At 71.9% G+C, this 20,814-nt stretch carries 19 protein-coding genes; 14 read left to right on the top strand and 5 right to left on the bottom strand.

Going from position 1 to position 20,814, the window contains the following annotated elements; all coding sequences use genetic code 11:
* The first annotated feature begins 53 nt into the window (after positions 1-53).
* The gene (gene tatA, locus ACWPXV_RS00285) at positions 54-296 is read left to right on the top strand and encodes a twin-arginine translocase TatA/TatE family subunit (protein WP_454083339.1); all 243 of its coding nucleotides are present in this window, start codon (positions 54-56) and stop codon (positions 294-296) included.
* 27 nt (positions 297-323) lie between these two features.
* Complete coding sequence (tatC, locus tag ACWPXV_RS00280) at positions 324-1,112, top strand: twin-arginine translocase subunit TatC (protein WP_454083338.1); 789 nt, start codon at positions 324-326, stop codon at positions 1,110-1,112.
* A gap of 481 nt (positions 1,113-1,593) precedes the next feature.
* Here tatC and ACWPXV_RS00275 read toward each other — a convergent pair whose 3' ends face one another.
* From ACWPXV_RS00275 to ACWPXV_RS00265, 3 genes are all read right to left on the bottom strand, one after another.
* A complete protein-coding gene (locus ACWPXV_RS00275; protein ID WP_454083337.1) occupies positions 1,594-4,215 on the bottom strand; it encodes a glycoside hydrolase family 3 N-terminal domain-containing protein in 2,622 nt (873 codons plus the stop codon).
* A gap of 256 nt (positions 4,216-4,471) precedes the next feature.
* Entirely contained in the window at positions 4,472-5,923 is a 1,452-nt protein-coding gene (gndA, locus tag ACWPXV_RS00270; protein WP_454083336.1) for an NADP-dependent phosphogluconate dehydrogenase, read from the bottom strand.
* A gap of 100 nt (positions 5,924-6,023) precedes the next feature.
* Positions 6,024-7,055, bottom strand: a complete 1,032-nt coding sequence (locus ACWPXV_RS00265; protein WP_454083335.1) for a LacI family DNA-binding transcriptional regulator — start codon at positions 7,053-7,055, stop codon at positions 6,024-6,026.
* Positions 7,056-7,158: 103 nt separating this feature from the next.
* Here ACWPXV_RS00265 and larE point away from each other — a divergent pair, with 103 nt between their 5' ends.
* From larE to nhaA, 7 genes are all read left to right on the top strand, one after another.
* Positions 7,159-8,013: an ATP-dependent sacrificial sulfur transferase LarE gene (gene larE, locus ACWPXV_RS00260; protein WP_454083334.1), complete on the top strand. Its 855-nt coding sequence runs from the start codon at positions 7,159-7,161 to the stop codon at positions 8,011-8,013.
* A complete protein-coding gene (gene larB, locus ACWPXV_RS00255; RefSeq protein ID WP_454083333.1) occupies positions 8,006-8,683 on the top strand; it encodes a nickel pincer cofactor biosynthesis protein LarB in 678 nt (225 codons plus the stop codon). The genes larE and larB overlap by 8 nt, the downstream gene beginning before the upstream one ends.
* Positions 8,684-8,755: 72 nt before the next feature.
* Positions 8,756-9,775: a TRAP transporter substrate-binding protein gene (locus ACWPXV_RS00250; protein ID WP_454083332.1), complete on the top strand. Its 1,020-nt coding sequence runs from the start codon at positions 8,756-8,758 to the stop codon at positions 9,773-9,775.
* 238 nt (positions 9,776-10,013) lie between these two features.
* Positions 10,014-11,033: a TRAP transporter substrate-binding protein gene (locus tag ACWPXV_RS00245; RefSeq protein WP_454083331.1), complete on the top strand. Its 1,020-nt coding sequence runs from the start codon at positions 10,014-10,016 to the stop codon at positions 11,031-11,033.
* 36 nt (positions 11,034-11,069) lie between these two features.
* Positions 11,070-11,690 (top strand): TRAP transporter small permease, encoded by a 621-nt coding sequence (locus ACWPXV_RS00240; RefSeq protein WP_454083330.1) that lies wholly within the window; start codon positions 11,070-11,072, stop codon positions 11,688-11,690.
* A complete protein-coding gene (locus ACWPXV_RS00235; RefSeq protein ID WP_454083329.1) occupies positions 11,687-12,997 on the top strand; it encodes a TRAP transporter large permease in 1,311 nt (436 codons plus the stop codon). Before ACWPXV_RS00240 ends, ACWPXV_RS00235 begins: the two co-directional genes overlap by 4 nt.
* A gap of 130 nt (positions 12,998-13,127) precedes the next feature.
* Positions 13,128-14,342: a Na+/H+ antiporter NhaA gene (gene nhaA, locus ACWPXV_RS00230; protein WP_454083328.1), complete on the top strand. Its 1,215-nt coding sequence runs from the start codon at positions 13,128-13,130 to the stop codon at positions 14,340-14,342.
* Positions 14,343-14,352: 10 nt separating this feature from the next.
* Here nhaA and ACWPXV_RS00225 read toward each other — a convergent pair whose 3' ends face one another.
* The gene (locus ACWPXV_RS00225) at positions 14,353-14,739 is read right to left on the bottom strand and encodes a hypothetical protein (protein ID WP_454083327.1); all 387 of its coding nucleotides are present in this window, start codon (positions 14,737-14,739) and stop codon (positions 14,353-14,355) included.
* A 78-nt stretch (positions 14,740-14,817) separates the two neighbouring features.
* On the opposite strand from ACWPXV_RS00225, the gene ACWPXV_RS00220 reads away from it, so the two are divergent.
* The 5 genes from ACWPXV_RS00220 to ACWPXV_RS00200 all read left to right on the top strand — a co-directional run bounded on the left by ACWPXV_RS00220 (position 14,818) and on the right by ACWPXV_RS00200 (position 19,065).
* A complete protein-coding gene (locus ACWPXV_RS00220) occupies positions 14,818-16,047 on the top strand; it encodes an amidohydrolase (RefSeq protein ID WP_454083326.1) in 1,230 nt (409 codons plus the stop codon).
* A gap of 51 nt (positions 16,048-16,098) precedes the next feature.
* On the top strand, positions 16,099-16,596 hold the full coding sequence (locus tag ACWPXV_RS00215) for a YqeB family protein (protein ID WP_454083325.1): 498 nt from the start codon (positions 16,099-16,101) through the stop codon (positions 16,594-16,596).
* Positions 16,597-16,712: 116 nt separating this feature from the next.
* Positions 16,713-17,744, top strand: coding sequence for a glutathione S-transferase family protein (locus ACWPXV_RS00210; protein WP_454083324.1), 1,032 nt, complete (start codon positions 16,713-16,715; stop codon positions 17,742-17,744).
* 185 nt (positions 17,745-17,929) lie between these two features.
* The gene (locus ACWPXV_RS00205; protein ID WP_454083323.1) at positions 17,930-18,277 is read left to right on the top strand and encodes a PadR family transcriptional regulator; all 348 of its coding nucleotides are present in this window, start codon (positions 17,930-17,932) and stop codon (positions 18,275-18,277) included.
* 23 nt (positions 18,278-18,300) lie between these two features.
* Positions 18,301-19,065, top strand: coding sequence for a hypothetical protein (locus ACWPXV_RS00200; protein ID WP_454083322.1), 765 nt, complete (start codon positions 18,301-18,303; stop codon positions 19,063-19,065).
* Position 19,066: 1 nt separating this feature from the next.
* Here the strand turns inward: ACWPXV_RS00200 and ACWPXV_RS00195 are convergent, their stop codons facing one another.
* Complete coding sequence (locus ACWPXV_RS00195) at positions 19,067-20,770, bottom strand: hypothetical protein (RefSeq protein WP_454083321.1); 1,704 nt, start codon at positions 20,768-20,770, stop codon at positions 19,067-19,069.
* Positions 20,771-20,814: the final 44 nt, after the last annotated feature.

Below are 20,814 nucleotides of genomic sequence, written 5' to 3'. Positions count from 1 at the left end.
TGCCTGCAAAAGTGTCACCGTCCCTTCCTCAGCAACGAAGCCGTGGAGCAACCATGAGAACACCCAGCCTGTGGGCGATCGTCGTCCTCGTCGTCGTCGTCCTCCTCCTCTTCGGGGCCCGGCGGCTGCCCGACGTCGCCGCGAGCGTGGGCAAGTCGCTCAAGATCTTCAAGAAAGAGGTCAAGGAGCTCACCGAGGACGAGCCCGCTCCGCGCCCGGTCCCCGTCGACCCGTCGGTCGCCTACGTGCCGCCCGCCCAGCCCGCTGCCGCGCGGGACGAGCACCTGCGGACCTAGCGACCGGAAGAGGCCGAGGGAGCAGCCATGGTGGCGACACCCGTCAGTCCGCGCGCCCAGAAACGACGGCGCCCGGCGGAGGAACGCATGCCGCTCGCCGAGCACCTGCGCGAGCTGCGCCGCCGGTTCCTCCTCGCGGCGCTCGGCATCGTCGTCGGCGCGGTCGCGGGCTGGTTCCTCTACCCCTGGTTCTTCGCGGCGATCAACGCCCCGATGGAGGCGATCGCGGACCGCGGCCAGGGCGCAGCGATCAACTTCGGCACGGTCGGTGGCGCCTTCGACATGCGCATCCGGCTCTCCCTGTTCATCGGCCTGTTCATCTCGAGCCCCTGGTGGATCTGGCAGATCTTCGCCTTCGTCTCCCCCGGGCTGACCCGCCGCGAGCGGCGCTCGACGGTGGGCTTCGGGGTGGCGGGCGCCGTCCTCTTCCTGGCCGGCGGCGCGCTCGGCTGGCTCGTGCTGCCCAACGCCGTCACCGTGCTCACTGCCTTCACCCCTGACGACGCCGTCAACCTCATCGACGCCCGCACCTACCTCAGCTTCTTCACCCGAATCATGCTCGTCTTCGGGATCGCCTTCCTCGTCCCGGTCGTCATGGTCGCGCTCAACTCCGCTGGCGTGGTCTCGGGCCGGGCGATGCTCAAGGCGTGGCGCTGGATGGTGCTGGGCGCCTTCGCGTTCGCCGCTGTCGCCAACCCGCTGCCCGACGCGTGGACGATGATCGCCCTGGCGCTGCCGATCTGCGCGCTGTTCTTCGGCGCGATCGGCATCGCCATGCTCACCGACCGTCGTCGCGCCCGACGACGCGCCTCCTGAGGTCCTCCATGCCTGTCAACGGTGCCGAGCTGCTCGTCCTCGTCGTCCTCGCCGTCGTCCTCGTCGGCCCCGAGCGTCTGCCGGAGTACGCCCGGAAGCTGGCGACGCTCGTCGTCACGCTGCGGCGCCTCGCCTCCCAGGGCGGTGAGCGGCTGCGCGAGGAGCTGGGGCCGGAGTTCGACGACCTCGACCTCACGGCGCTCGACCCCCGCCAGTACGACCCCGGCGCATCGTGCGCGAGGCCCTGGCAGACACGCCGCCCGAGCGGCCGCGCGCCGCGGCCGAGGTGCGGCCGGCCGAGCGGGCGGCGTTCGACGCCGAGGCCACCTGACCCCCGAGCAGTCCCCGCTCCCCTCACGCGCCGAGCGCCGGATTCCTCCGTCCGCAAGCCCCCTTCATGCACCGAGAGCCGGATTCCTCCAGCGAGGAATCCGGCTCTCGGCGTGTGCTCGAGCGGGTCAGGCTCGGCGCGTGGCTGGGGTCAGCCCCGGGCGCCACCGAAGCGGCGCTGGAGGACCAGGGCCGTGCCGAGCAGCAGGACGGTCACCGCGACGAGCGCGAGGGCAGTGACCGGCGCACCGGTCCGGGCGAGGTCGCCGTCGGCCGTGTCGTCCGCACCGGCGGCGGGCGGGGTGACGTCGTCACCGTCGTCGCCGGCGGGCGCGGTCGTGCCGTCGCCGTCGTCGTCCGGCGTCGTCGGCTCGGGGGCCGTCGTCGTCGGCTCGGGCTCGGGCTCGGGCGTCGTCGGCTCCTCGACGTCCTCGGCGTAGGTGAGGCCGTAGCCGAACGGGTAGAGCGCGCCGTCCTCGGTCTCGTCGTAGCCGGGGGTGTCGCTCTGCTGCTCGATGACCGCCTCGCGGGTACCGGCGAGGGCGAAGGGCATCTTGCCCTGCGGCGCGTAGTCACCCGTGAGGACGTCCATGAGGGCGGTGTCGCTCATGCCGAAGCCGGCCAGGATGGCGCCGGCGTCGCGCAGGCCGCTCTCCTCGTCCAGCACGTAGGGCTGACGGAAGTAGACGTGGAGGATGACCTTGCTCGGGTCGTCGACCTCGTCCATGACCTGCTGGATGGTGTCGAGCGAGGGCACGACCTCCCACGACTCGGCCTCCTCCATGCCGGAGAAGTCGAGGATGCTCGACTCCCACGGGTAGGAGCCGCCGAAGCGCAGGCTGCTGTCCGTGCAGCTCTCGGTCCCCTGCGTGACGCAGGCGTCCGCCGCGCCCCACAGGCTGTTGCCGTCGAGGCCGGGGATGCCCTCGATGACGCTCGGGTTGACGCCGTTCTCGGGGTCGAGCCCGAACTTGGGGCTGTTGCTCACGTAGTCGCCGGCGTTGGTGCGCGCCGTCATCGAGATGAGGACGTAGTCGCTGTCCTCGGCGCTCGGGCGCTCCTCGCCCTCCTCGACGTTGCCGTCGGTGACGTCGAAGCCGTACCCGGCCACGGTCTCCTCGGTGAAGTCACCGAGGATGTAGACGTCAGAGTCCTCCTGGAGCGGCAGCACCGGACCGTCCTCGGTCTCCTCGTTCTCGAGGAGGACGAGGGACTTGCGCTGCAGGTCCAGGCCCACCTCGCGGTTGGCCTCCGCCCCGATCGTCGCGTCGGCGACGGCCGGGTCGACGTAGGGGTTCTCGAAGAGGCCCATCATGAACATCGGCTCGAGCAGGCGCTCGGCGGCGAGGTCCACGCGCTCCTCGCTCAGCAGGCCGTCGTCGACGAGGTCGGTGATCGTCTTGACGTCGTTGAAGCCGGACAGCGTGTCGGTCCCACCGTTGATCGCGGCCGCGACGCGCTGCGGCACGGTGCTGTCCTCCAGGCCCCAGGCACGGTCGTTGATGATGCCGGTGTCGGAGTTGACGTAACCGGTGAAGCCGAGCTGCTCGCGCAGCAGGCCGTTGACGATCGAGTCGGAGAAGGCGAAGCCGGTGAGCGGGTAGTCGCCCTCGCCACCGATCTCCGGGACGTCCACGGGCACGCCGTAGTACGGCATGATCGAGGAGACGCCGGCGTCGATCGCGGCCTCGAAGGGCAGCATGTGCTCCTCGAAGAAGCCGCCGGGGTAGACCTGCGCCTTCCCGAAGGAGTAGTGCGGGTCCAGCCCCAGCTCCTGCGGGCCACCGCCCGGGAAGTGCTTGAGGGTGAGGGCCACCCGGGTCTCCGGCGTGAGGGCGAGCCCGTGGGTGCTGCCGTCCTCCGGCACCGGCCCCTGGAGGGTCTGGACGAGCGTCTCCATGATGGCCGCGGCGTGCTCGGCGTCCTCGGTGAAGGTCTCGTGCGTTCGGTACCAGCGCGGCTCGGTCGACAGGTCGGCCATGTAGCCGTACATGCCGCGCAGGCCGATGGAGGCCCACTCCTCGCCCATGACGCCGGCGAAGTCCTCGACGACGGACATGTCACCCGTCGTCGGCACCTCGCCCGTCGCGAGCGACTCCTCGCCCAGTGCCGCGGCCGCGATCCCGGCCTCCTTGGGGAAGGCGCTGAAGGCGCCGGCCGACTCGTTGATACCGGCGCGGGCGTCGGGGTCGATGTGGTTGCGGGCGTTCGACTTGAACAGCGCCGGGATGCCGAGACGCGTGGCCTCGCTCATCTCCTGCACCGCGTTGGTGAAGGTCGCCGCCTCGCCCGGTGTCACGGAGGTCGAGGCGCGGAAGCCACCACCGGCCTCACCGCACTCCGCGTCGTCCGGGCCGGTCACCGTGTTGCGGAAGACGAAGCGGTGCATGTGCTGGGAGGTGATGAAGTTGTCCGCGGACTCCGGCACGGCGCCGCGCACGCCGTCGACGCACGCCGCGTTGAGCGTGTCGATGAGCATGAGCCCGGCCTTCTCCTCGAGCTCCATCCGGCCAATCAGGTCCGCGACCCGGTCGTCGACGGGCAGGCGCCAGTCCTCGTAGGCGTCGAGCTCACCGTTGTCGTTGAGGTCGCGGAACTCGTAGCCCTCGACCTCGATGAGCTCCTTCGTGGAGCGCATCTCCAGCACCGGCTGCTCGAGCTCGGGCGCCGGGACGGTCGCCGCACCGGCGCCGACCGTGAGCGTCAGAGCCAGTGGTGCCGCCGCGGCGACGGCCACAGCGGTCCGCAGCCCCACACGTGGGCTTCGAGACATTCTTCCTCCTCATGTTCACGTCGTCGTTGACGATGTCGTCATCGACAGGACGTCGCGCACGCTGCGCGACCCGGCCGACGGCGGCGCGTCCCCGCGCCCCCTCGGCCATCGCCCGATCGTCGCTGTGGCTCACGCCACCCGCCGAGGAGTTGCCGGATGTTGCCGCCTGTCCAGACCAGCGGGGCGCCGGGACGCCGACGGCCCCGCCGAGCCGGGGCTCGACGGGGCCGTGAGGAGGGCCTGGGAGGGCGCGGGGCTAGGCCTGCGCGGTCTCGCTGCGGTCCCCGGACCACTCCGTGTGGAACGTCCCGGGACGGTCGACGCGGTTGTAGGTGTGCGCGCCGAAGAAGTCGCGCAGCCCCTGGACGAGGGACGCCGGCAGGCGCTCGGCCCGCACGGTGTCGTAGTACGCAAGCGCGGCGGAGAAGCCGGGCACCGGCACGCCGTCGGCGATGGCGTGGCTGACGGCAGCGCGCCACCCGGCCTGGCTCGACTCGAGCCCGGCGGCCACCGACGGCGCCTCGAGCAGCGTGGTGAGGTTCCCCGCGGCGTACTCGGAGCGGATGCGCTCGAGGAGGCGGGCGCGGATGATGCAGCCGCCGCGCCAGATCTTGGCGACCTCGGCGATGTCGATGTCCCAGCCGAACTCCTCGGAGGCGGTCCGGATCTGGTCCAGGCCCTGGGCGTAGGCGACGACCTTCGAGGCCCACAGGGCCTGGCGGACGTTCTCCACGAGCTCGGCGCGGGCGCCGGTGTCGACGGCGGCGCGGGCGGGGCCCTGGAGGGCGGCGCGGGAGGCCTCGCGCAGCGCGGTGTGGCCGGAGGTGGACCGGGCGAAGACGGACTCGGCGATCGTGTTGACCGGCACCCCGAGCTGGAGCGCGATCTGGACGGTCCACTGCCCCGTGCCCTTCTGGGCGGCGGCGTCGGCGACGACGTCCACGAACGGGCGGCCGGTCTCGGCGTCGACGTGACGGAGCACCTCGGCGGTGATCTCGATGAGGTAGGAGTCGAGGTCACCGGTGTTCCACTCGTTGAAGACCTCGGCGAGCTCCCCGGCCTCGAGGCCGGCGGAGCGCAGGACGTCGTAGGCCTCGGCGATGAACTGCATGTCGGCGTACTCGATGCCGTTGTGCACCATCTTGACGAAGTGGCCGGCGCCGTCGGGGCCGATGTGGACGCAGCAGGGCTCGCCGTCGACCTTCGCGGAGATGTCCTCGAGGATCGGGCCGAGGGTCACGTAGGACTCCGCGGGGCCGCCGGGCATGATGCTCGGGCCGTTGAGCGCGCCCTCCTCGCCACCGGAGATGCCGGCGCCGACGAAGTGCAGGCCCTGGTCGCGGAGGTAGGACTCGCGGCGGCGGGTGTCCTCGTAGTGGGCGTTGCCGCCGTCCACGATGATGTCCCCCTCCTCGAGGAGCGGGATGAGGGACTCGATGACGGCGTCGGTCGGGCCGCCGGCCTTGACCATGATGATCATCTTGCGGGGGCGCTCGAGGCTGGCCACGAAGTCCGCCAGCTCCTCCGACGCGACGAAGGTGCCCTCGTCGCCGTAGGCCGAGACGAGCTCCTCGGTCTTGGCGAAGGTGCGGTTGTACAGCGCCACGGTGTAGCCGTGACGTGCCAGGTTGCGGGCGAGGTTGCTGCCCATGACGGCGAGTCCGATGACTCCGATCTGCGCGGAGGCAGTCGCCTTGTTGTCAGTCACGTGCTGGGTCCTTTCATCGGCGGCTTTGTGACGCTACGGCCCCCAGTATGGCGGCAGGCCCGCGCGCGGCCGCAGTGGTGTCCATCAGTTGCCACGGCCCTCAGGACCGCATGAGCCGGCCCCTGCCGGCGCGGGCGGTGGAGTCCCGCGCGACGAGCTTGACCGGCAGCACGACGGGCTGCTCGCTCGAGCGCGCTCCGCCGATGATCGCGATGAGGTTGCGCACGGCCGTGGCGCCCTGGAGCGACAGCGGCGAGGCGACCGAGGTGAGGGCGGGGACGGTGAGCGCGCCGGTGCGGCTGTTGTCGAAGCCGACGACGCTCACGTCGCCGGGCACCGACACGCCCAGGGCGCGCAGGCCGCGGACGAAGCCGACGGCCATGACGTCGTTGAAGGCGACGACGGCGGTGCTCGGGTTCTGCGCCCACCGGCGGGCGGCCTTGGCGCCGCCCTCGACCGTCGGGGAGTTGGGGCCGATCCGGCGCACCCGCAGCTCCAGCTCCAGGCCCGCCTCCTCCAGGCCGCGCCACCGCACGCCGTCGGCCCACGAGGCCTCGGGCCCGGCGACGTAGGTGATCTCCCGGTGCCCGAGCTGCCCGAGGTGCTCGGCCGCGCGCCGCACCCCGCGCGCGCCGTCGGTGAGCACGCTGGGCAGGCCGCTGACGACGCGGTTGAGGACGATGACCGGCCGCTGCTTGGCGATGGCCCGGATGCCGGAGTCCGAGAGCCGCGGGCTGGTGAGGACGAGCCCGTCGACGGCGCCGAGGAACGTCGAGGCGGCCTCCCGCTCGCGCAGGTAGGACTCCTGGGCGTCGAAGAGCAGCATCGTGTAGCCGGCCGCCTCCGCGGCGGCGGACGCGCCCCGGATGACGTCGACGAAGAGCGGGTTGCCGATGTCCGCGACGACCATGGCGAGCATCCGCGTGTTGACCGCGCTGAGCACGGGAGCCACCGAGGAGCGCCGGTAGCCCAGCGTGGCGGCCGCGGCGCGGACCTTCTCCGCCGTCGCCGCGCTCACGCGCCCGGGACGGGCCAGGGCCCGCGACACCGTGGACGGCGCGACCCCCGCGGCCTTCGCGACGTCGTAGATCGTCGGCGCCCTGCCGGGGTCGGTCCCTCCCTCGCTGTCCATACCGGCCAACGGTAAGGTCACAGGGCAACCGGTGGCAACGAGTTGCCACGCCGCCTCCCGGCTCGCACACACTGGAAGCTCACGTGCACGAAGGAGCAGATCCATGACGACGACGACGGCGGTACCCGGCCTGAGCGGACCGGCGGCACAGGCCGCGACGGCGGTCGGGGAGATGCTCGCCGGCCACGCGCCCCTGGGCGTGGCCTACTCCGGCGGCGTGGACTCCGCGACGCTCCTCGCCCTGGCGGTGCGGACCCTCGGGCCGGCGAACGTCGTCGCCGTGCTCGGCGTCTCCCCCAGCCTCGCCACCGACGAGCGCGCCCGGGCCCACGAGACCGCCGCGGTCATCGGCGCGCGCGTCGTCGAGATCAAGACCCACGAGGGCGAGTCGGAGGCCTACCGCGCCAACGGGCCCGACCGCTGCTTCCACTGCAAGGACGAGCTCTTCGCCCGCATCGACGACGAGCTCGTCGCCGAGCTCGGTCTCGCCGCCGTCGCCTACGGCGAGAACGCCGACGACGCCAAGCGGCCCGACCGGCCCGGTGCCCAGGCCGCGACGAACCACAGCGTGCTGCGCCCGATGGCCGAGGCGGGGATGACCAAGGCGATGGTGCGGGAGGTCGCGCGGGCCCTCGCGGTGCCGGTCGCCGACAAGCCCGCCGCACCGTGCCTCGCCTCGCGGATCCCGCACTTCGAGGAGGTCACCCCGGAGAAGCTGCGGCAGGTGGACCGCGCCGAGGGCGCGCTGCGCCGTCTCGGCTTCACCGACTGCCGCGTGCGCCACCACGGTGACGTCGCCCGGATCGAGCTGCTTCCCGAGGAGCTTCTCACCGCCGTCCAGCGCCGCGAGGAGGTGGACCGGGCCGTGCGCGACGCCGGCTTCCGCTTCGCCGCCCTCGACCTGCGCGGCATCCAGTCGGGGGCCTTCACCCTGCCCCTGGTGTCCGTCCGTGGCTGAGGCCTGGGAGCCGGGCCCCGAGCTCGCGCGCGTCGCCCACCTCGACCACGACCGCGCCGCCCGGCGCGGGTACCCCGAGGCCGTGCTCTGCGAGCCGAAGACCGTCGAGCAGGTCGCGCTCATCGCGGCCGAGGTCGCGACGGCCGGCACACCCACCCTCTTCACCCGCGCGACGCCCGAGCAGGCCGCTGCCGTCCTCGCGGCGCTGCCCGACGCGCACCACGACCCGGTCGCCCGGGTGGTGGCCTGGCCCGCCGCGGCGCCCGAACCCACCGGGGGCCTCGTCGTCGTCGTCAGTGCCGGCACCTCCGACCTGCCCGTCGCCCGCGAGGCCGAGCTCACCGCCCGCTACCTGGGCCGGCGGACCGAGCTCGTCGTCGACGTCGGCGTCGCGGGCCTGCACCGCGTGCTCGGGCACCTCGACCTCCTCCGCTCGGCGCGCGTCGTCGTCGTCGCCGCGGGGATGGACGGCGCTCTGCCGAGCGTCGTCGCCGGACTGGTGAGCGCGCCGGTCGTGGCCGTGCCGACGTCCGTCGGCTATGGCGCCGCCTTCGGAGGCGTCGCACCGCTGCTGTCGATGCTCAACGCCTGCGCCCCCGGGGTCGCCGTCGTCAACATCGACAACGGCTACGGCGGTGGCCACCTGGCCGCCCAGATCGCCTCCTCCTGAAGAGGCCCGCGGACCACGCCGATAGGCGAGAATCAACCATGAGACGGGCCGTGTGCCCGGGGGGAGGCACCCATGTCCCGACGACTCACCACCGCCGCTGCTGCAGGCCTGACGCTGGGCGCGCTGGCCGCGTGCAGCGCCTCGCTCGAGCCGGGCAGCAACGGGGGCGACGTGCTCCACCTCGCCCTCAACCAGACCGAGTCCCACCCCTCCTACATCGCGCTCAACGCCTGGGGCGAGTACATGGAGGAGCACACCGACGGCCGCTGGACCATCGACGTCTACCCCAACGAGACCCTCGGTGCCCAGGCCGAGGCGATGCAGCTCGTCTCCGACGGCTCGGTCGAGATGGCGATCGTCTCCGGCCCGCAGCTGGAGAACCTCAACCGCGACTTCATCGCCCTCAACCTGCCGACGACCTTCGACGACATCGACCACCAGATGCGCGTCGTCCACGACCCCGCCATCGTCGGGGACCTGTACGCCTCCCTGGAGGAGACCAACAACTTCACCGTGCTCGGCGGCTTCACCCAGGGCTCGCGCAGCGTCTACACGACCTTCGGGCCCGTCGAGACACCCGAGGACCTCGCCGGCCAGAAGCTGCGCGTGCAGGAGTCCGAGCTCAACGTCGCGATGGCGCAGGCGCTGGGCGCCTCGGCCACGCCAATGGCCTACGGCGAGCTGTACACGGGGCTGCAGTCCGGCGTCGTCGACGCCGCGGAGAACAACGAGGTCTCCTACGCCTCGCAGCGGCACTTCGAGGTGGCGCCGTACTGGAGCTACACCAACCACCTCGTGGGCCTGGACTACATGATCATCAACACCGACATGCTCGCCTCGATGACCGCGGAGGACCGTACAGTCTTCGACGAGGGCTGGGAGCTCGCCCGCGCCGAGCACGTCGAGCTGTGGCTCCAGGCCACGGAGGACGCCGTCGCCACCGCGGAGGCCGGCGGTGCCACCTTCCACGAGGTCGACGACCAGGTCTTCTTCGACGCGCTCGAGCCCCTGGCCGACCGCTTCCTCACCACCGATGACCAGTGGGCGATCTACGACGCGGCACGGGCCGCCTCGACGGGGTCCGCGGGCTGAGAGGGGCGGTCCCTTCACGGCGAGGTCACGGACGGCAACTGGTGGCAACCGTTGCGGCCCTGGCGACCGGACCTGAGTGAATGAGGCCACCCGAACGGGACCCCCGTCGGACGGCACGCCTCATGACGAGGCACGGCACCGCCGCCCAGCCAAGGCTGGACCGCTCCTCCACACTGCACGGCGCAGCGCCGCACGACCGGACGACGAGGTCACTCACGACCGAAGGACGGAACACACCATGAGGCACCGGAAGAACACCGTGGTCATCGCCGGAGCGACCGCTGCGACCCTGCTCCTCGCCGCCTGCGGCGGCGGCGACGAGGGCGGCGAGTCCGCCGGTGGCGGCGAGGGCAAGACCATGCGCCTGGCCCTGAACCAGACCGAGGAGCACCCCTCCCACATCGCGCTGGACAACCTCGGCACCTACCTCGAGGAGAACACGAGCGGCTGGGACGTCGACGTCTTCCCGAACGAGACCCTCGGCGCCCAGGCCGAGGCCCTCCAGCTCGTCTCCGACGGCTCGGTCGACATGGCCATCGTCTCCGGCACCCAGCTCGAGAACCTCAACGAGGACTTCGTCGTCTTCAACCTGCCCCGCGTCTTCGACGACGTCGAGCACCAGATGGACGTCATCCACGACCCCGAGATCACCGGCGACCTCTACGCCTCCCTCGAGGAGTCGAACAACATCACCGTCCTCGGCGGCTTCACGCAGGGTGCGCGCTCGGTCTACAGCAGCGCCCCGATCGAGACGCCTGCCGACCTCGCCGGTCAGAAGATCCGCGTCCAGGAGTCCGAGCTGCACATCGCGATGGCCGAGGCCCTCGGCGGCGCCGGCACCCCGATGGCGTACGGCGAGCTCTACACGGGCCTGCAGTCCGGCGTCGTCGACGCGGCCGAGAACAACGAGGTCTCCTACTTCACCCAGCGCCACTACGAGGTCGCTCCGTACTGGAGCTACACCAACCACCTCGTGGGCCTGGACTACATGATCATCAACACCGACCTCCTCGAGAGCATGTCCGAGGAGGACCGCGCGGCCTTCGACGCCGGCTGGACCGCCGCCCACGAGGAGCACACGCAGCTCTGGGCGGAGGCCACCCAGGAGGCCATCGACGGCGCCACGGCCGGTGGCGCCACGTTCTCCGAGGTCGACGACGCCGCCTTCGCCGAGCCCCTCGAGGCCCTGGCCGCGGAGTTCATCACCACGGAGTCCCAGCAGGCACTCTTCGACGCGGCGCGCGCCGCAGCCCGCTGATGATCCGGCCGAGCCACACACAACTGGAGGTGAATCGTGGATAGCGCCAAGAAGGTCCTGGACAGGATCCTGTACTGGATCACCGTCGTCCTCTTCGCGCTGCTCGTCGTCATCGTGGTCTGGCAGGTCTTCAGCCGCCAGGTCCTGGGTGACCCGAGCACGTGGACCGAGGAGGGGGCCCGCCTCACCTTCGTGTGGCTCGGCCTGTTCGCCGCTGCGTTCGTCTTCGGCGAGCGCGGCCACATCGCGGTCGAGTTCGTCGCCCGCAAGCTGCCCGTCAAGGGCGAGCAGGTCCTCGCGGTCCTCGTCCAGCTCGTCGTCCTCGCCTTCGCCGTCATCGTCCTCGTGTGGGGCGGCTGGCGCGCGGCGGACAACGCGTGGCTGCAGAACCTGTCCGCCCTGCCGTTCACGCTCGGCCAGATGTACCTGGCCCTGCCGATCTCGGGCGTCCTCATCGCGTTCTACTCCCTGTACTACATCCAGGGCCTGGTCCGCGGCACACACAGCCCGTACCTCGAGCTCGAGGGCGAGGAGGCGCTGGCCGCCAACCCGCAGATCCAGACCGACCGGCTCGACGCCGAGCCCCTGCTCGTCAGGTCGGCCGACACCCCCGACAGCCCCGGGAGCTCCCCGGCCGGCCCGAAGACGGAGGCATGATGGACCCCGCAACCCTCGCCGGACTCATCCTGCTCTTCGGCGTCCTCATCGGCATCGTCTTCTCCGTGCCGATCGCGATCGTCATCGGCAGCGCGACCTTCCTCGCGGCGATCCCGCTCCTCGGCATGGAGCAGGCCGTGCTCGTCACGGCCCAGCGGATGTTCACCGGGATCAACTCCTTCCCGCTGCTCGCCATCCCGCTCTTCGTGCTCGCCGGCGTCATCATGAACAACGGCGGCATCGCGGCCCGGCTCGTCGACGCCGCCAAGGTGCTGACCGGGCGCATGCCCGCCTCCCTCGCGCAGACGAACATTGTCGCGAACTCGCTGTTCGGTGCCGTGTCCGGCGCCGCGGTGGCCGCCGCCGCCGCCGTCGGCAACGTGATGAACTCCCGGATGGTCAACGAGGGCTACGACCGTCGCTTCGCGGCCGCGGTCAACGTCGCCTCCGCCCCGTCCGGGATGCTCATCCCACCGTCCAACACCTTCATCGTCTACTCGCTCGTGTCGAGCACGTCGATCGCGGCGCTGTTCATGGCCGGTGCGGTGCCCGGCATCCTGTGGGCGCTCGCCTGCATGGTCGTCGTCTACCTCTACGCCCGCAAGCAGCCGGGCAAGCTGAAGTCGGAGGACCGCGTCTCCTTCAAGCAGGGCCTGCTCGTCATCTGGCGCGCGGTGCCCTCGCTCCTCATGATCGTCATCGTCGTCGGCGGCATCCTCGTCGGGTACTTCACCGCCACCGAGTCCGCCGCCATCGCCGTCGTCTACTGCCTCGTGCTCTCGGCGGCCTATCGGACGATCAAGGTGCGACAGCTGCCCGACATCCTCGTCGACGCCGGCCGCACGACGGCCATCGTCATGCTCCTCGTCGCGGTGTCGACGTCGCTGTCCTTCGTCATGAGCTTCGCGCGGATCCCGGACATCATCTCCGACGCTGTCCTGGGCTTCACCGACTCGAGCGTCGTCGTCCTCATCCTCATGATGGTCATCCTCATCATCGTGGGGACGTTCATGGACCCGACGCCGGCGATCCTCATCTTCGTCCCGATCTTCCTGCCGATCGTCACGGAGTTCGGGATCGACCCGGTCCACTTCGGCGCGATGGTCGTGATGAACCTGTCCCTCGGAGTCATCACCCCACCGGTGGGCAACGTCCTGTTCGTCGGGGCACGCCTTGCGAACCTCCGCATCGAGCCGGTCATCGCCAAGCTGTGGCCCTTCCTCATCGCGATCCTCGCGGCGCTGTTCCTCGTCGTGTTCATCCCGCAGCTGTCGCTGTGGCTGCCCACGGCGATGGGCCTCATGTAGCACCGACCGGTTCGACCGGACACCCCGCTGTGGCCGGGAGGGCGCCCGCCCTCCCGGCCACAGCGCCGTCCGGGCACCGGCCGTAGACTTCCCGCCAGCGCCGCGTCCAGCCCGAGAGAGGCTCCTGCCCATGCCCAGCCCGTCCACCACCCGCCTCGGTCCCCTCGGCACGTACCGCGAGAAGCTGGGCAACGAGACGTTCGCGGGGATGGTGCTGCTCGTCGGCGCTCTCCTCGCGCTCGTGTGGGCCAACTCCCCGTGGCGTGAGGCCTACGCCTCGCTGTCGGAGATCACCGTGGGCCCGGCGGCGCTGCACCTCGACCTCACCCTCGCCGCCTGGGCCTCCGACGGCCTGCTCGCCATCTTCTTCTTCGCCGTCGGTCTCGAGCTCAAGCAGGAGTTCGTCACCGGCTCGCTGCGCGACGCGCGCACGGCGGCCGTGCCCGTCATCGCCGCCTTCTTCGGGGTGCTGGGGCCCGTCGCCGTCTACCTCCTGGTCCAGGCGGTCACCGGCTCGGGGGTCTGGGACGGCTGGCCGGTGCCCGTCGCGACGGACATCGCCTTCGCCGTCGCCCTCCTGGGCATCTTCGGCCGGGGGTTCCCTCCTGCGCTGCGGCTCTTCCTCCTCACCCTCGCCGTCGTCGACGACCTCATCGGCATCGTCATCATCGCCGTCGTCTTCGCCGACGGTCTCAACTACCTCCTCCTCGCCGCCGCGTTCCTCGCCGTCGCCGTCTTCGCGGTGCTCGTCCGCCGCCGCATCACCGCCTGGTGGGTGCTCATCCCCGTGGGCGTCGTCGCCTGGGCGCTCATGCACGCCTCCGGGGTCCACGCGACGATCGCCGGCGTGCTCCTCGGCATGGTGGTCCCCGCCGTCGCACGTCCCGGTGAGGACGAGGACCTGTCCCACCAGTTCGAGCACAGGGTCAGCTGGATCTCCTCCGGCTTCGTCCTGCCGGTCTTCGCCTTCTTCGCGGCCGGCGTCAACGTCGTCGACTCCGGTGGCCTGCTCGGCGTCATCACCGACCCGGTCTCCGTCGGGATCTCCCTCGGCCTGCCGCTCGGCAAGCTCATCGGCATCTGGGGCGGTACCGCCCTCCTCGTCACGCTCACCCCGCTCGCCCTCGGCAAGGGCCTCAACCTCAAGGACATGGTGGGGATGAGCCTGCTCGCGGGCGTGGGCTTCACCGTGTCCCTGCTCATCGCGCAGCTCGCCTTCGAGCCGGGCTCCGTCGAGAGCAGCCACGCCCGTGTCGGTGTCCTCCTCGGCTCGCTGCTCTCGGCGGTGCTGGGCGGGATCGCGCTGCGGGTCCGCGCACGCACCCGCGACGACATCGACACCTGAGCCGGCCGGCTCAGTACATGAGCCGCCCGATCCAGCCGGCGATCGCGACGATGAACGCGTAGACCCCGACGGCGAGGGCGGCGACGGCCGGCCAGCGCGGCAGGACGCGCTGGGCGAGTGCGACGATCCCGAGCACGAGGGAACCCACCGCGAGCACGAGCACGAGCATGAGCCCGATGGACTCGTAGGTGTCCCTGTTCGCGACGCTCTCCACGGTGATCGCGTAGACGATCTGCCAGGCCGTGAGCAGCCCCGCGACCGTGATGGCGATCCACCCCAGCCTGCTGCGGTCCCCTCGCTGTGGCTTGCGCGCCTCCCGGCCCGTCGACGAGCTCCCCTGCGGGCCACCCGGTGTGGTGCCCTGTGGCGTCGTGCTTCCCGGCTCACGTGCGGCCATGTCGCGTCTCCTCCCGAGACGGCACCACGCCGTCTCGCTGCCAAGCCTGCCATTCCCGGCGGGTGATACCACTGGAACATGACGACCACTCCTCAGCCCCGCCACACCCGCACCGCCTCCGTCGCCGTCACCGGCGGCTACGTCGTCCCCGTGGACGGTGAGCCGATCGAGAACGGCACCGTCCTCGTTCTCGACGGCGTCATCGCGGCCATCGGTGCCGACGTCGAGGTCCCCGAGGGCGTGCGCGTCGTCGACGCGACCGGCTCGTGGGTGCTGCCCGGCTTCGTCGAGTCGCACGCCCACATGGGCGTGAGCGAGGAGGGCGAGGGCTGGGCCGGGGCGGACGTCAACGAGATGACCGACCCCGTGGGCGCCGGGCTGCGCGCCCTGGACGCGATCAACATCGAGGAGGAGGGGTTCCGGGACTCGCTCGTCGGCGGCGTGACCTCCGCCGTCGTCAAGCCCGGCTCGGGCAACCCCATCGGCGGCCAGACCGTGGCGATCAAGACCTGGGGCGGACGCACCGTCGACGAGCAGGTCATCCGCGAGCGGGTGTCGGTGAAGTCCGCGCTCGGGGAGAACCCCAAGCGGGTCTACGGGGACAAGAAGGCGCTGCCCTCCACGCGGCTGGGCGTGGCCAAGGTGATCCGCGACGCCTTCGTCAAGGCGCAGAACTACGCCGCCAAGCGCGACCACGCACTGGCCGAGGGCAAGCCGGTGGAGCGCGACCTCACCCTCGAGACGCTGGCCGCGGTGCTCGACGGCGAGCTCATCTGGGACCAGCACACCCACCGCCACGACGACATCGCCACCGCGATCCGGCTCGCCGAGGAGTTCGGCTACCGGCTCGTCGTCAACCACGGCACCGACGGCGCACGCGTGGCCGACGTGCTCGCCGAGAAGGGCGTGCCGGTGATCTTCGGGCCGCTGTTCACCAGCCGCTCCAAGGTCGAGCTGCGCGACCGCGACATCGCCAACCTCGCCCGCCTCGCCGAGGCCGGGGTCAAGGTCGCCATCACCACCGACCACCCGGTGGTCCCCATCAACTTCCTCGTCCACCAGGCGTCCCTCGCCGTCAAGGAGGGGCTGGACCGGGAGGTCGCGCTGCGGGCGCTGACGATCAACCCGGCCGAGATCCTCGGGCTCGACGACCGCGTCGGAGCGCTGCGGCCGGGACTCGACGGCGACGTCGTCGTCTGGTCCGGCGACCCGCTCGACGTCTTCTCCCGCGTCCAGCGCGTCCTCATCACCGGCGCCGAGGTGTACTCGAGCGAGCACGGCGTCCACGAGCGCAGCGAGCGCTTCTGAGGCCGGCCGGCGTCGCGGACCTGCGGCGCCGGCCGGACTACGCTGCCGGGCATGACAGGCGGGGAGGACCAGTCGCGGACTCTCGGGGGGTTCGACGCCGCCGGACGGCGCTGGGTCCTCGGGGTCTTCGGTGCCGGCGGCGCCCTGGCCGGCGTCGCCCTGCCCTACCTCGCGCGCCTCGCCGCCGACCTACCCTGGTTCCCCTTCGAGGGCCCCCTCCGGCTGCTCGGCTCCTTCGACCAGGCCTGGCTGGTGTGGCTGCGGCCCACGGTGGGCCTCGTCCTGGGGCTGGCCTTCGCGATCTGGGTCATCCACGAGAGCCCGGTCCTCCACCTCACGTCGCGCGAGATCCGGGTGGAGCGCCGCGGCGGTGTGCAGCGGGTCATCGCCCGGGAGAAGGTGGATGCCGTGTTCCGGCGCAGGTCCAACGTGGTCATCCAGACGGCGTCCGGCCGCGAGCTCTTCGACGACGACGTCGAGGGCGACCGGGACGCCGTCCGGGACGCCTTCGTCTCCCTCGGCTACCCGTGGGAGGGTCCGCCCGGCTGAGCCGGTCCGCCCGTGGAACCCCATGCGTCGTACCTTCCACTCATCCCCGGGTGACGGAATGGGCGCCGCACGATCGAGAAGGGCGACGCATCGTGGAGGGGGTTACGGTCGTGGGCATGGACGACGCGCACTCGACGGCCGGCAGCTACGTGACCTCCGGGCAGGAGTTCACCCGGGACACGAACTACATCACCACCCGCATCACCCGCGACGGCGCGGACGGCTACCCGGTGGAGCCCGGTCGCTACCGGCTCGTCGCGGCGCGCGCCTGCCCGTGGGCGAACCGGACGATCATCGTGCGCCGCCTGCTCGGCCTGGAGGACGCGATCTCCCTCGGCCTGCCCGGGCCGACGCACGACGCCCGCTCGTGGACCTTCGACCTCGACCCCGGCGGTCGTGACCCGGTGCTCGGCATCGAGCGGATCCAGGAGGCCTACTTCGCGCGCTTCCCGGACTACCCCCGCGGGATCACCGTTCCGGCGATCGTCGACGTCCCCACCGGGCAGGTGGTGACCAACGACTACGCCCAGATCACCCTCGACCTCTCCTCGGAGTGGCGCGAGCACCACCGCGAGGGGGCGCCGGACCTCTACCCCGAGCACCTGCGCGAGGAGATCGACGCCGTCAACCGCCGCGTCTTCACCGAGGTGAACAACGGCGTGTACCGCTGCGGCTTCGCCGGCTCGCAGGAGGCCTACGACAGGGCGTACGACCGGCTCTGGACGGCGCTGGACTGGCTAGAGGAGCGGCTCACGCACCAGCGCTACCTCGTGGGCGACACGATCACCGAGGCGGACGTCCGCCTGTTCACCACGCTCGTGCGCTTCGACCCCGTCTACCACGGGCACTTCAAGTGCAACCGCAACAAGCTGAGCGAGATGCCGGCGCTGTGGGGCTACGTCCGCGACCTCTTCCAGACACCGGGGTTCGGCGACACGATCGACTTCGAGCAGATCAAGCAGCACTACTACGTCGTCCACACCGACCTCAACCCCACGCAGATCGTGCCCGTCGGCCCGGACCTGTCCGGCTGGACCACCCCGCACGGCCGCGAGGCGCTCGGCGGGCGGCCCTTCGGTGACGGCACCCCGCCCGGCCCGGTGCGCGAGGGCGAGAGGGTCGACCCCGCACACACGCCCCTGCGCTGAGGTAGCACCCGCCAGCCGCGTCCCCTCCCGAAGGCCTCCCCCGACCGCCTCCCCCGCCGTCTGACCCCGGCTCGCCTTCCTTCCTACCCGCGGCACACCACACCTCCCGCCGGGCTACCGACGCGCGAGCGCGTATTCAGACTGTCTACCTAGACAACCTGACTAGTTAGTGGCACCATCTAGTCATGAGCGCCACACTCCAACGCAGCGAGTGGCTCCGTGGAGCCCTCGAGCTCTGCGTGCTCCGCACGCTCGCCACCGGACCTACCTACGGGTACGCCATCGCCGCCGACCTCGCCGAGGCCGGCTTCGGTGACATCAAGGGCGGCACCCTCTACCCCCTGCTCGGGCGGTTGGAGAAGAACGCGCTCGTCACCGTCGAGTGGCGCGCGGGTGAGGGCGGCCCCGGGCGCAAGTACTTCGCCCTCACCGATGCTGGGCGCACCGCGCTCGAGCAGGGCACCGCCCAGTGGCACGCCTTCGCGGCAACCGTGGCCGCGCACCTGTCGGGCGCCACCGTCCCGACCCCCTGACCCACGACTACACAGGAGACGACATGAGCAGCACGCCGAGCAGCGCCGCCGCCCCGCACGAGGTGTGGCAGCGGCCCTTCGTCCGCGCCCACCAGCGCTGGTGCGACGACTTCGTCCTCGAGCTTCGGATGCGGGACGTCCCCGGCCCGGTCATCGGCGACCGGCTCGCCGAGGTCGAGGCGCACTGCACCGACAGCGGGGACAGCCCCGAGGAGGCCTTCGGCGACCCCACCGAGTACGCCCGCCGGCTCGACCAGGACCGCTCACCGGAACTCGTGGCCGGCGTGTGGCGGGTGGCGCTCATCGCCGCGGCGCAGGTCGTCGCCCTCCTCGTCGGCACCTCCGCCGCGTTCGCGTGGGCGCGGGGCGAGGCACTGTCCTACAACGCCGTCCAGCTCGGCGCCGTGGTCCTCCTCGGGGCCGTCCTGCTCGCGCTGCCCGTCCTCCTGCGCCCGCTCGTCGCGCGGCCGTGGGCGGTGGGGGTGCCGCTGGCCCTCCTCACGACGACGGCGGGCGTCGGCGCGGCCGTCGCCGGGCGGCTGGACCTGCCGGCGCTCGTCACGCTGCCTCCCGCGGCGGTCGCCGTCGCGCTCTTCGTCGTCGTCGTGGTCCTCGCCGTCCTCGAGCACCGCGAGCTCACGAGCGACGACGACAGCGTCACCTCACCGCTCCCGCCGGCGGACGCGCCGGCCGCGCCGCCTCGTGGCCGCTTCGCGGCGCTCCTGCCCCCCGTGCTCGTCCCGCTCGCCTACGTGGTCCTCGCGGCCCTCCCCTTCGTGCTGCCCTGACCTACTGGTAGGTGATGAAGTGCGGGACGGGGTCGACCTGGGAGATGGTCTGCTCCGGGGTGAGCATCGGGGAGTCCTCGTCGTAGAAGTTCTTCCAGCCCCACCACTCGATGTCCGGCCCGTGCTCGTGGAGCGTGCGCCACGTGTCCTGCTTGGCGCCCTGGCCACCCTGACCGTCGGCGTGGACGAGGACCGCGAGCTCGCTGCGTGAGAGGTCCACCTCGGGCACGGTCTCGATCATCCGCACCTGGAACTGGTGGAGGACGAGCATCTTCTGCGGCAGGTCCCGCTCGCGGGTGAAGTCGGCGAGCCAGTCGACCACCTCGTTGACCTCCTCGGCGGTCACGGAGCCGATGCGGACCATGTGCTGCTCGTCGGGCCCGAGGTTCCACTCCGGGTCCAGCGCCAGGCCGACGTGGGGCAGCTCGAGGAGCTCGGCGTAGAGCTGGGCCTGCTCGAGGAAGGAGGAGCGGCCCGGCTGGAGGTCGAGGACGACGTACTGGCCGGCCTCCCCCGCCGCCTCGACGAGCGGGCGCAGGTCCTCCGCGGGCCACTCGTTGGAGTAGTTGCCGTCGTCGCCCGCACCGGAGGAGGCGACGGTCGCGATGATCTCGAGGGCCGGGACGACGGTGTCGTCCACGAGCTCCTCGTAGGGCTGCGCGTGCTCCTGCGCACGGGCGATCGTCTCCTCGGTGCCCTGCTCGCCCAGCACCCCGAGGGCGGGGGTCACCGGGCTGCCGTACAGCGCGACGTAGCGCTTGCCGGGGAAGACGAGCTGCCCGCCGCCGGGCAGCTCGACGCCGGTCTCCGCGGTCGCGGCGCGCCAGGCGAGGGTCTCGTCGTCACCGAAGGCGTCCCCCAGCCCGACGACGTGCTCGGGCGCCGCCTCGCTCAGCGCGGTCACCGACTCGCTCGTGGCCCGCGGGTCCCCGCCGGGCACGACGGCGACGTCCGCACCGGCGGCGCGTGCGGTTGCCGTGGCCAGCAGCTCCTCGGGCGCGCCGGTCGTGAGCGCGAGGGTGCCGGTCACGGGCTCGGGCAGCTCGGTCGCGGGCATCTCCTCGCCGTCGGCGGCCGGCTCGGACGTCGCCTCGGGGGCGGTGGTCTGCTCGGCGGTCTCGTCCGTTGTCTCCTCGTCGTCCGCCGCACCCGCCGCGGGGGCGAGCGGGGTGAGCGTCCCGCGCTCGAGCCCGACGACGGCGGCCACCTCCTCGCCGTCGGCCACCTCGACCGGCTCCCCCGCGGGGAGGTCGAGGTGCTCGGCGAGCGTGGCGTCGTCGGCGGGGACGGCGACGACGTCGCCCAGCTCCTCGGGCAGGGCGGCGTCACCGACGGTGAGCACCCAGCCCGCCTCGAGGCGGTCGAGCTCCTCGGTGAGGGCGGCGGCGTCGTCGTCGAGGAGGACGGGGGCGCCGAGGGCGAGGCTCGCGCTGCTCGCCCGCAGCCGGGAGGCCGGGTCGGCGTCGTCGGCGAGGACGACGACGGGCGCCTGCGCGAAGAAGGTGTGGCTCGCGGCAAGGGCGAGCTCGCCGTCGGTGCCGGGGAGGACGGCGGTGGCGGCCGGCTGCTGGACGGACCCGCGCTCGGGGGCCGGCTCGGCGGTCGGGGTCTCGGCGTCGTCGGGCCCGTCCTCGCTCGAGCAGGCGGCAAGGACGAGGCACACGCTCACGGCGAGGGCCGCGGCGCGGGTCGGACGTCGGCTCACGGGGAGGCCTCCAGGGGTCGGGTGCCCGACCACCCTACGTGGGG

The organism is Georgenia sp. Marseille-Q6866 (genome assembly GCF_965111665.1).
This window is presented reverse-complemented; position numbering and strand designations above follow the sequence as displayed.

What these genes read in the sequence shown, in the direction of transcription:
- tatA (WP_454083339.1), top strand. Translation starts at nt 54, where the DNA reads ATGAGAACACCCAGCCTGTGGGCGATCGTCGTCCTCGTCGTCGTCGTC.
- tatC (WP_454083338.1), top strand. Translation starts at nt 324, where the DNA reads ATGGTGGCGACACCCGTCAGTCCGCGCGCCCAGAAACGACGGCGCCCG.
- ACWPXV_RS00275 (WP_454083337.1), bottom strand. Translation starts at nt 4,215, where the DNA reads ATGTCTCGAAGCCCACGTGTGGGGCTGCGGACCGCTGTGGCCGTCGCC.
- ACWPXV_RS00265 (WP_454083335.1), bottom strand. Translation starts at nt 7,055, where the DNA reads ATGGACAGCGAGGGAGGGACCGACCCCGGCAGGGCGCCGACGATCTAC.
- larE (WP_454083334.1), top strand. Translation starts at nt 7,159, where the DNA reads ATGACGACGACGACGGCGGTACCCGGCCTGAGCGGACCGGCGGCACAG.
- ACWPXV_RS00250 (WP_454083332.1), top strand. Translation starts at nt 8,756, where the DNA reads ATGTCCCGACGACTCACCACCGCCGCTGCTGCAGGCCTGACGCTGGGC.
- ACWPXV_RS00245 (WP_454083331.1), top strand. Translation starts at nt 10,014, where the DNA reads ATGAGGCACCGGAAGAACACCGTGGTCATCGCCGGAGCGACCGCTGCG.
- ACWPXV_RS00235 (WP_454083329.1), top strand. Translation starts at nt 11,687, where the DNA reads ATGATGGACCCCGCAACCCTCGCCGGACTCATCCTGCTCTTCGGCGTC.
- nhaA (WP_454083328.1), top strand. Translation starts at nt 13,128, where the DNA reads ATGCCCAGCCCGTCCACCACCCGCCTCGGTCCCCTCGGCACGTACCGC.
- ACWPXV_RS00225 (WP_454083327.1), bottom strand. Translation starts at nt 14,739, where the DNA reads ATGGCCGCACGTGAGCCGGGAAGCACGACGCCACAGGGCACCACACCG.
- ACWPXV_RS00220 (WP_454083326.1), top strand. Translation starts at nt 14,818, where the DNA reads ATGACGACCACTCCTCAGCCCCGCCACACCCGCACCGCCTCCGTCGCC.
- ACWPXV_RS00215 (WP_454083325.1), top strand. Translation starts at nt 16,099, where the DNA reads ATGACAGGCGGGGAGGACCAGTCGCGGACTCTCGGGGGGTTCGACGCC.
- ACWPXV_RS00210 (WP_454083324.1), top strand. Translation starts at nt 16,713, where the DNA reads ATGGACGACGCGCACTCGACGGCCGGCAGCTACGTGACCTCCGGGCAG.
- ACWPXV_RS00205 (WP_454083323.1), top strand. Translation starts at nt 17,930, where the DNA reads ATGAGCGCCACACTCCAACGCAGCGAGTGGCTCCGTGGAGCCCTCGAG.
- ACWPXV_RS00200 (WP_454083322.1), top strand. Translation starts at nt 18,301, where the DNA reads ATGAGCAGCACGCCGAGCAGCGCCGCCGCCCCGCACGAGGTGTGGCAG.